The organism is Streptomyces acidicola, assembly GCF_009377235.1.
Taxonomy (GTDB): Bacteria; Actinomycetota; Actinomycetes; order Streptomycetales; family Streptomycetaceae; genus Streptomyces; species Streptomyces acidicola.
Genome location: NZ_VMNX01000346.1, coordinates 1 through 7,432 on the forward strand (window position 1 = coordinate 1; position 7,432 = coordinate 7,432).

Genomic DNA, 7,432 nt, shown 5'->3' on the forward strand with positions numbered 1-7,432 from the left:
TCCCGCTTCTCTTCCCACCTCCCCCTTCCCGCAGCCCCAGACCGGGGTTATCCACAGAGCCAGACCAAGCGTCGGCTTCTTCGGCACCCTGGGGCCGTGAAAGGTGCAGAACTCAGGCGGCTGGTCGAAGGTGGGGTGCTGCTGACCTCCCGTGCCCTGGGTGCCGGGTGGTCCCGGCGGGCGCTCAACCGGACGCTCCGTGAAGGTGGGTGGACCCAGGTCCGGGCGGGCGCCTGGGTCGAGCCGGGGCGGGAGGTGGACTGGGGGACGCGGTTGCGGGTCGTGCAGTTGCTGAAGCCGGAGCTGGTCGTCAGTCACCGCGCTGCGGCGGCCCTGTGGCGGATCGAGACGCTGGGCCCGGCGTTGGGCCCGGCGCGGGGCGTGCCTCTGGAGTTCATCGACCCGCACCTCGGCACCCGGCGGGAGGGCGGGGGTGTACGCGTCCACCGGATTCCCCTCGCTGCCCGTGAGGTCGTGGAGCGGGGCGGTCTGCGGGTCACCGCCGTGAACCGTACGCTGGCCGACCTCCTCCGGGCCGGGCCTAGGGACGAGGCCCTCGTCTCCGTGGACTCGGCGCTCTCCCGGCGGACGGTCGGACGGGTGCGGCGCGCTCCCCTCACCACGCCGGCCGCCCTCGCCGACGCCCTCGCGCCCGCCCCCGCACTGGGTCCTCCCCTGCAAGGCGCACTCAGGGCCCTCCGTTGGCTGGAGCTGGCCGACCCGCGCTCCGGATCGCCTGCCGAGACGATCGCCCGCCTCCGGATGCGGGACGCGGACCTCCGGCCCGAGAGCCAGGCCGAGTTGCGCACCCCTGACGGGCGACGCCGCTTCCTGGACTTCCTCTTCCGTGCCGAGGGACTGGGCGTGGAGATCGAGGGCTACGCCTACCACGGCACCCGGGAGTCCCACCGGCGGGACGTGTACCGCTTCAACCAGGTCCTCCAGTGCCCTGAGGTCCGTACGCTCCTGCGCTTCACCGCGGAGGACGTCTTCCTCCGGCCCGCGGCCATACTCGCTGAGATCCGCGCGGCACTCGGGGAGCACCATCGGGTCAGGGGTTCCTCCCGTCCCTGAGGCCACACCCGCCTCACCTCCCGCCCCGCAACTCCCCCTTCACCACCTTCCCGCTCGCGTTCCGCGGGAGTTCCGCCAGGAACTGCACCGACCTCGGCACCTTGTAGTTCGCCATCTCGCGGCGGGACCAGGCGATCAGGTCGTCCGCGGTGGTCGGGGACCCCGGGCGCCGGACCACGAACGCCTTGCCGACCTCGCCCAGCCGCACGTCCGGAACGCCGATCACGGCCACGTCGGCCACGTCGGGGTGGAGCATGAGGAGTTGCTCTATCTCGGCGGGGTACGCGTTGAAGCCGCCGACGATGAACATGTCCTTGATCCGGTCGGTGATGCGGAGGTTGCCCGCCTCGTCCAGTACGCCCACGTCGCCCGTCCTCAGCCAGCCGTCCGGAGTGAGCACTTTCGCGGTCTCGGCCGCGTCCTCGAAGTAGCCCCGCATGACGTTGAAGCCCCGGACCAGGACCTCGCCGGGCACGCCCACGGGCTGCGGCGCGCCCGACGCGGCCACCACCTTGACCTCCGCCCCCGGGATCGCCCGGCCGGACGTGGACGCGATCGCCTGGGCCTCGTCCCCGCGCCGGCACATCGTCACGATGCCGCTGGCCTCGGACAGGCCGTACGCGGTGAGGACCGTGTCCACCCGCAGCTCCGACCGCAGCCGTTCGACGAGTTGCAGGGGGACGACCGCCGCTCCCGTCACCACCAGCCGCAACGCCGACAGGTCGTGGTCGTCACGGGACGGGTGGTCCAGGAGTGACTGGTGGAGGGTCGGAGGGCCGGGGAGGACCGAGATACGTTCCGAGGCTATGTTCGCCAGGGCCGTGTCCACGTTGAACACCGGCTGCGGGATCATCGTCGCGCCCCGCATCAGACAGGCCAGGACGCCCGCCTTGTAGCCGAAGGTGTGGAAGAAGGGGTTCACGATGAGGTAGCGGTCGCCGTGGCGCAGGCCCGCCAGGTCGCTCCACACCTCGTACGCGCGGAGTGTCTGCGCGTGGGTGATCACCGCGCCCTTGGGCCGCCCGGTCGTGCCCGAGGTGTAGACGATGTCGGAGGGCGAGTCCCCCGAGAGGGACCTCTCGCGGTCGCGCACCTGCCCCGCCGCCACCCCGTCGCCGCTCGCCAGGAAGTCCTTCCAGGTGCGGAAGTCGGCCGGTGCGTCGTCCGCGAGGACCACCACCTGTTCCAGGTGCGGGAGCGCGGGAAGCGGGCCGGGCCCGTGCCCCTGCCGGGCCGCCCGCCGCAGCGACGCCACGTACGAGGTGCCGAGGAAGGTGCCCGTGATGAAGAGCAGCTTCGCACGGCTGCGTTCGAGGACGTACGCCGCTTCCGCACCCTTGAACCGGGTGTTGAGCGGGACGAGGACCGCGCCCGCCGAGACCGCGCCCAGGGCCGAGACGATCCAGTCGAGGGTGTTGGGCGCCCAGATCGCCACGCGGTCGCCGCTCCGGACACCGTTCGCGACGCAGGCCGTCGCGGCGCGTTCGACGCGGGCGCCGAGTTCCGCGTACGAGACGCGCGTACGGCCCTCCACCACCGCCTCGGTCGGGCCGTACCGCTCGGCCGCCGACCGGACCAGTCCGGGAATGCTCCCCCACTCCAAGTCACCGCGCACGACAGGCCGCCTCCCGAAGCCGTGGCACCGTAGCTGACGCAGCTCAGCTGACTCAGTCGGCTTAGCTGACTACCCGTCAGATTAGCTGTAGCCTGACGGACTGTCAGCCACCAGGACGCCCAGGAGCAGGGGCACACCCGTGGAGGTGCGTGCGCATGGCCACCCTCAAGGACGCGACCGCCGTCGTCGGGATCGGACAGACCGCCTTCGCCAAGCAACTCCCGGAGAGCGAGAAGGCGTTGGCGTGCCGTGCGATCCTCGCCGCGCTCCACGACGCCGGGATCGACCCGGGCGAGGTCGACGGGCTCGCCTCCTACACCATGGAGGAGACCGATGAGGTGGAGGTTGCCAAGGCCCTGGGGCTCGGGGATCTGACCTTCTTCAGCAAGGTCGGGTACGGCGGGGGCGGTTCCTGCGCCACCGTCGCGCACCTGGCCGCCGCCGTCGCCACGGGTCAGGCGAGCGTCGGGGTCGCCTGGCGGTCACGGAAGCGGGGGTCGGGGCCGCGTCCCTGGAAGAACACCGGGGTTCAACTCCCCACGCCCGCCCAGTGGACGCGCCCGTTCGGCCTCCTCAGGCCGGTCGACGAGATCGCCATGCTCGCCCGCCGCCACATGCACGAGTACGGCACCACACGGGACCATCTGTTCAACGTCGCGCTCGCCTGCCGCAACCGCGCCAACCAGAACCCCGCGGCCGTCATGTACGAGCGCCCCCTCACGCGGGACATGTATATGACCTCCCGGTGGATCAGCGAGCCCCTCTGTCTCTTCGACAACTGCCTGGAGACGGACGGCGCGCTGGCCTGCGTCATCGTCTCCGCCGAGCGGGCGCGGGACTGCCGCCACCGGCCCGTGTACGTCCACTCCGCCGCTCAGGGCCTGCCCGCCCAGCACCACGGCATGGTCAACTACTGGAACGACGACCCCCTGACCGGCCCCGCCTGGACCGCCGCCCGGCACCTGTGGAAACACGCCGACTTCGGCCCCGAGGACGTGGACGTCGCGCAGATCTACGACGCGTTCACCGCGCTGATACCGCTGTCCCTGGAGGGCTACGGATTCTGCGGGCGCGGCGAGGGCGGCGCCTTCACCGAAGGCGGCGCGCTGGAGAGCGGCGGCCGACTGCCCCTCAACACCAGCGGCGGGGGGCTCTCCGAGGCGTACGTGCACGGCTTCAACCTCATCAACGAGGGCGTGAGGCAGCTGCGGGGCACCAGTACCGCCCAGGTCCCGGACGCCGCCACGTGTCTGGTCACGGCCGGTGAGGGAGTCCCCACCTCCGCCCTGCTGCTGCGGACCTGAGCAGCTGCGGACCCGACTGAGCAAGTACGTGAGGAGTCGAGTGATGCTGACACCTGTCGTGGACGACGACGGCGCCCCCTTCTGGGAGTACACCGGCCGGGGCGAGCTCCGGATCCAGGCGTGCGCCGACTGCGGTGAGCTCCGCTTCCCGCCCCGCCCCTGCTGCCCGCACTGCCAGTCCTTCGCGAGCGAGTGGCGCGAGATGAGCGGGCACGGCCGCGTCTGGTCGTACGTCGTCCCGCACCCGCCCCTGCTGCCGGACTACGCGGAGCAGGCGCCGTACCCCGTGGTCCTCGTCGAGCTGGCCGAGGCGCCACGCATACGGCTCGTCGGGAACCTGGTCGCCGAGGCGGGCGGGCGGCTCGACTCCGTCGCGATGGAGCGGGTGCGGATCGGGGCGAGGGTGCAGGTGGTCTTCGACGAGGACGGTCTGCCCCAGTGGGTACTGGAGCGGGCGTGAGCGCGAGCGAAGCGCACGGCCCCCATCGTCGGAGTGGTCTGCGTACGGCCGTCGACAAGGACACCGGTGTCGCCGTCCTCACCCTTGACCGGCCCGAGCGCCTCAACGCCATCGACCTGGAGATGGCCGGTGAGCTGTCCGCTGTCTGGCGGGAGTTCCGGTTCGACGACACCGTACGGGCCGTGGTCCTCACAGGTGCGGGAGAGCGGGCCTTCTGTACGGGGCTCGACCGGAGGGCCGAGGTGCCGCAGCCGGGTTCGCCGTACATGGTGGACGACCCGCTCATCGCGATCGGGCCGAAGGCGAACGACCTGTGGAAGCCGGTCGTCGTGGCCGTGGGCGGGATGGCCTGCGGCGGGGCGTTCTACCTCATCGGCGAGGCGGAGTTCGTCGTCGCGGACGAGACGGCGACCTTCTTCGACCCGCACACCACGTACGGGATGGTCAGCGCGTTCGAGTCGATCTACCTGGCGCAGCGCATGCCGTTCGGGGAGGTGGCGCGGATGGCGCTCATGGGGACGGCCGAGCGGGTCTCCGCGCGGCGGGCGTACGAGGTGGGACTGGTGTCCGAGGTGACCGCGCCCGGTGAGGCGCTCGCGGCGGCGGTGCGGTGCGCGTCCGTCATCGCCTCGTATCCGGCCGAGGCGGTCCAGGGGACGGTGCGGGCGTGCTGGGCGGCGCAGGAGGCGTCCCGCGCTCAGGCGCTCGCGCACGCGGGCAATCTCGTGGCCCTCGGCAACCTGCCCCCGGAGCGGCAGGCGGAGCTGTTCACCGCCCGCCGCCCGGACTTCAGGACGCGCTGAGCTCAGCCGCGCAGAGTCGCCCGGAGCTACGCGGCCGTGCGGCTCACCGCGCTCAGCCGGCAGGTGACGCCGCTCGTGTTCTGTGCGTCCGTGGGGGCGTAGGCGGCGGCCACGTCCAGGGTGTCGAAGGAACCGGCGGCGACGTACGGGATGCTGGAGCTGCTGGTGCGGACGGGCGAACCGTCCGGGTCCCTGAAGGTGACGCTGAACTTGTAGGTGTACGTCGTGCTCGCGCTGCTGTTGGTGGCGCGGACGCGGGCGACGATGCCGCGGGCCGCGTCGAGCTCGCAGCTCTCGATCTTCACGTCCTTGTCCGCGCGGTTCCTGCTGGTGCCGCCCGTGGAGCCGGACGAGCTGCCGGCGCCCGACGTGCTCGTGCCGGACGTGACGCCGGACGTCGTGGTGCCGCCGTAGTCGTAGTCGTTGTCCTTGCCGACGTCACCGGTGGTGCCGCCGGTGCTGCTGCTCGAACTCGATGACGAGGAGTCGGAGTTGTCGCAGCCACCGCCGTGGGAACGGCGGGCGCCCGTGAGGGCTATGACGACGATGGAGAAGACGGCGACTGCCCGGACATGGCGAAGTTTCACGTTCTTCAACCCCCGTTGAGAACTGTTGGGTGGGCGGGTGGCGGGTTGGCATGGCACCCGCACGCGGGCACGGGCCGCGGTGCAACCGCGAGGGCCCGCAAGGCCCGCCTGATGACAGGTGCACGCCACCCTAGCAGCGCCCTGGGCGCCGCTCCCGGGGGCGCCCGGCGGCCCCGGAGAGCCGCCGCGGCGCCGTCTACGTGGTCCGAGCGGTCCCCGTGCCCTTCTCCGCGTCCAGCGCGTACACGCACCGGTCCTTGCTGCACGCGTACACGACTCCGTCCCGCACCACGGGAGAGCCCGTGATCTCGCCGCCCGTGGCCAGCTTCCAGCGGAGGCGGCCGTCGTCGGACTTGAGGGTGTAGAGGAGGTGGTCGGTGGAACCGAAGTGGATACGGCCCTCGGCGACTGCGGGGGCGCCCACGATGTCGCCGCCCGCCTGGAAGCGCCACTTGGGGGTGCCGGTGACCGCGTCCAGCGTGTAGAGGCCCTTGCCGCTGCCCACATGGACATGGCCCGCGGCCACCAGGACCGGATCGAGCGACGACCGCGCCTCCGTCGCGATGCGCCAGCGGTCACGGCCGTCGGCGGCGTCGAGGGCGTAGACCGTGCCCAGGTAGTCGGCGAGGTAGATGCCGCCGCCCGTGACCGCCGGTCCGGGCACGAAGGTCGGTGCGCACAGGAACACCGCCGGGGCCTCGAAGTGCCAGCGGACATGGCCGCCCGCGATGTCGATGGCCAGGACGCGCGAGCCGGCCGAGACGTAGACGTAGCCGTCCGCGGCGGGCGTCAGACGCACCGGGACGCCGCCGCAGGAGGCCGCGTCGCCGATCGGGTACGACCAGCGTTCCTCACCCGTACGGGCCTCCAGGGCGCGCAGCCGGGCGCCCTTCCAGACGAAGACCGTGCCGTCCTGGACGAGGGGGCCCGCCTCGGGGGACTCGAAGTCGGTCTGGGCGCCGGTGATCTCCCACAGTTTCTGGCCGTTCGAGGCCTCCCAGGCCTGGACGCCGCCGCCGCGCGTGCCGGTGACGACGGTGCCCCGGTCGGCCTTCAGCGAGTACACCCAGGCGTCCACCGAGAGCCGCCACAGGTCGTTGCCCTCGCGGGCGTCCAGGGCGAACAGGGTGGGTCCGTCGGAGGCGTGGATACGGCCGTCCGCGACCGCCATCGACCAGGCCACGTCCCGTGTCTTGAAGCGGCGGCGGCCGGTCGCCACGTCGAGCGCGTGTACCTCGAAGGAGGTGACGTAGACGAGGTCGTCGGCGACCGTCGGGGTCCCCCAGACGTCGTTCGACATGCGGAAACGCCAGGGGCGCCAGCCCGCTCCGGCCTCAGGGGGCGCGGACGGCGCGTGGGTCGCGGCGGCAGCAGGGTCGGCGCCGTTCACGCCGGGGCGCGGGCGCGCCCAGGAGGCCACGAGGCCCGCCTCGGGAGGGGGCGCCTTCACGGCGGCGGCTCGGGCGTCGGCCACGCGCGGTCCGGGCCCGATGGGCACCTGGGCGCCCGCGAGCCGTACGGGGCCGGTGTCGGGGGCGCCGGCGGGCGCGGGCACGGGTACGGGGTCGTACGACGGCGCCCCCGACACC

Annotated in this window: 7 protein-coding genes; 4 read left to right on the forward strand and 3 right to left on the reverse strand. The window is 72.5% G+C overall.

Annotated features, from left to right (window positions below; all coding sequences use genetic code 11):
- Window positions 1-96 precede the first annotated feature (96 nt).
- Entirely contained in the window at window positions 97-1,074 is a 978-nt protein-coding gene (locus FPZ41_RS43050; protein WP_322621469.1) for a hypothetical protein, read from the forward strand.
- 13 nt (window positions 1,075-1,087) lie between these two features.
- Here FPZ41_RS43050 and FPZ41_RS43055 read toward each other — a convergent pair whose 3' ends face one another.
- The gene (locus FPZ41_RS43055) at window positions 1,088-2,689 is read right to left on the reverse strand and encodes a FadD3 family acyl-CoA ligase (RefSeq protein ID WP_322621470.1); all 1,602 of its coding nucleotides are present in this window, start codon (window positions 2,687-2,689) and stop codon (window positions 1,088-1,090) included.
- 155 nt (window positions 2,690-2,844) lie between these two features.
- On the opposite strand from FPZ41_RS43055, the gene FPZ41_RS43060 reads away from it, so the two are divergent.
- From FPZ41_RS43060 to FPZ41_RS43070, 3 genes are read left to right on the forward strand one after another with little or no spacing between them, the layout of a single operon-like run.
- On the forward strand, window positions 2,845-3,993 hold the full coding sequence (locus tag FPZ41_RS43060) for a lipid-transfer protein (RefSeq protein ID WP_152869933.1): 1,149 nt from the start codon (window positions 2,845-2,847) through the stop codon (window positions 3,991-3,993).
- A 43-nt stretch (window positions 3,994-4,036) separates the two neighbouring features.
- Entirely contained in the window at window positions 4,037-4,453 is a 417-nt protein-coding gene (locus tag FPZ41_RS43065) for a Zn-ribbon domain-containing OB-fold protein (protein WP_152869935.1), read from the forward strand.
- Window positions 4,450-5,256: an enoyl-CoA hydratase/isomerase family protein gene (locus tag FPZ41_RS43070; RefSeq protein ID WP_322621471.1), complete on the forward strand. Its 807-nt coding sequence runs from the start codon at window positions 4,450-4,452 to the stop codon at window positions 5,254-5,256. The genes FPZ41_RS43065 and FPZ41_RS43070 overlap by 4 nt, the downstream gene beginning before the upstream one ends.
- 26 nt (window positions 5,257-5,282) lie before the next feature.
- On the opposite strand, the gene FPZ41_RS43075 is transcribed toward FPZ41_RS43070, so the two are convergent.
- Both FPZ41_RS43075 and FPZ41_RS43080 read right to left on the reverse strand, forming a co-directional pair.
- A complete protein-coding gene (locus tag FPZ41_RS43075; protein ID WP_152869937.1) occupies window positions 5,283-5,843 on the reverse strand; it encodes a hypothetical protein in 561 nt (186 codons plus the stop codon).
- Window positions 5,844-6,039: 196 nt separating this feature from the next.
- On the reverse strand, window positions 6,040-7,432 hold a 1,393-nt coding region (locus tag FPZ41_RS43080), incomplete at its 5' end, for an outer membrane protein assembly factor BamB family protein (protein ID WP_152869939.1).

Bases quoted from the DNA above. Each gene is read 5' to 3' on its own strand.
- FPZ41_RS43060 (WP_152869933.1), top strand. From the start codon at position 2,845: ATGGCCACCCTCAAGGACGCGACCGCCGTCGTCGGGATCGGACAGACC.
- FPZ41_RS43065 (WP_152869935.1), top strand. From the start codon at position 4,037: ATGCTGACACCTGTCGTGGACGACGACGGCGCCCCCTTCTGGGAGTAC.